The sequence below is a fragment of the Vibrio sp. YT-18 genome (assembly GCF_033337345.1).
Lineage (GTDB): Bacteria > Pseudomonadota > Gammaproteobacteria > Enterobacterales > Vibrionaceae > Vibrio > Vibrio alginolyticus.
Map to the genome: position 1 here is coordinate 1 of NZ_JAWOQO010000169.1, position 1193 is coordinate 1193.

The following is a 1193-nucleotide window of genomic DNA, read 5'->3' on the forward strand; positions in this document are numbered from 1 at the left end:
GGTAAGCAGAGTTTTTGAAATGTAAGGCCTTTGAATAAGACAAAAGGCTGCCTCATCGCTAACTTTGCAACAGTGCCAATTTATGAGTAAAGGATTATGTCCACGATAAGCACCTGGGTCGATTCCTGGGAGGCGGCCATGAGGGTAGGGAAGCGCCGTCCCGTCAAGTCAGCGTAATGCTCTGCCAGTGTTACAACCAATTAACCAATTCTGATTAGAAAAACTCATCGAGCATCAAATGAAACTGCAATTTATTCATATCAGGATTATCAATACCATATTTTTGAAAAAGCCGTTTCTGTAATGAAGGAGAAAACTCACCGAGGCAGTTCCATAGGATGGCAAGATCCTGGTATCGGTCTGCGATTCCGACTCGTCCAACATCAATACAACCTATTAATTTCCCCTCGTCAAAAATAAGGTTATCAAGTGAGAAATCACCATGAGTGACGACTGAATCCGGTGAGAATGGCAAAAGCTTATGCATTTCTTTCCAGACTTGTTCAACAGGCCAGCCATTACGCTCGTCATCAAAATCACTCGCATCAACCAAACCGTTATTCATTCGTGATTGCGCCTGAGCGAGACGAAATACGCGATCGCTGTTAAAAGGACAATTACAAACAGGAATCGAATGCAACCGGCGCAGGAACACTGCCAGCGCATCAACAATATTTTCACCTGAATCAGGATATTCTTCTAATACCTGGAATGCTGTTTTCCCGGGGATCGCAGTGGTGAGTAACCATGCATCATCAGGAGTACGGATAAAATGCTTGATGGTCGGAAGAGGCATAAATTCCGTCAGCCAGTTTAGTCTGACCATCTCATCTGTAACATCATTGGCAACGCTACCTTTGCCATGTTTCAGAAACAACTCTGGCGCATCGGGCTTCCCATACAATCGATAGATTGTCGCACCTGATTGCCCGACATTATCGCGAGCCCATTTATACCCATATAAATCAGCATCCATGTTGGAATTTAATCGCGGCCTCGAGCAAGACGTTTCCCGTTGAATATGGCTCATAACACCCCTTGTATTACTGTTTATGTAAGCAGACAGTTTTATTGTTCATGATGATATATTTTTATCTTGTGCAATGTAACATCAGAGGGCACTGTTGCAAATAGTCGGTGGTGATAAACTTATCATCCCCTTTTGCTGATGGAGCTGCACATGAACCCATTCA

Annotated in this window: 1 protein-coding gene; it reads right to left on the reverse strand. The window is 43.7% G+C overall.

Annotation, left to right across the window (positions count from 1 at the left end; all coding sequences use genetic code 11):
* Positions 1-214: 214 nt before the first annotated feature.
* A complete protein-coding gene (locus R7M72_RS25195) occupies positions 215-1030 on the reverse strand; it encodes an aminoglycoside O-phosphotransferase APH(3')-Ia (RefSeq protein ID WP_000018329.1) in 816 nt (271 codons plus the stop codon).
* Positions 1031-1193 lie beyond the last annotated feature (163 nt).

Coding starts and splice junctions, on each gene's coding strand:
- R7M72_RS25195 (WP_000018329.1), bottom strand. CDS start 1,030: ATGAGCCATATTCAACGGGAAACGTCTTGCTCGAGGCCGCGATTAAAT.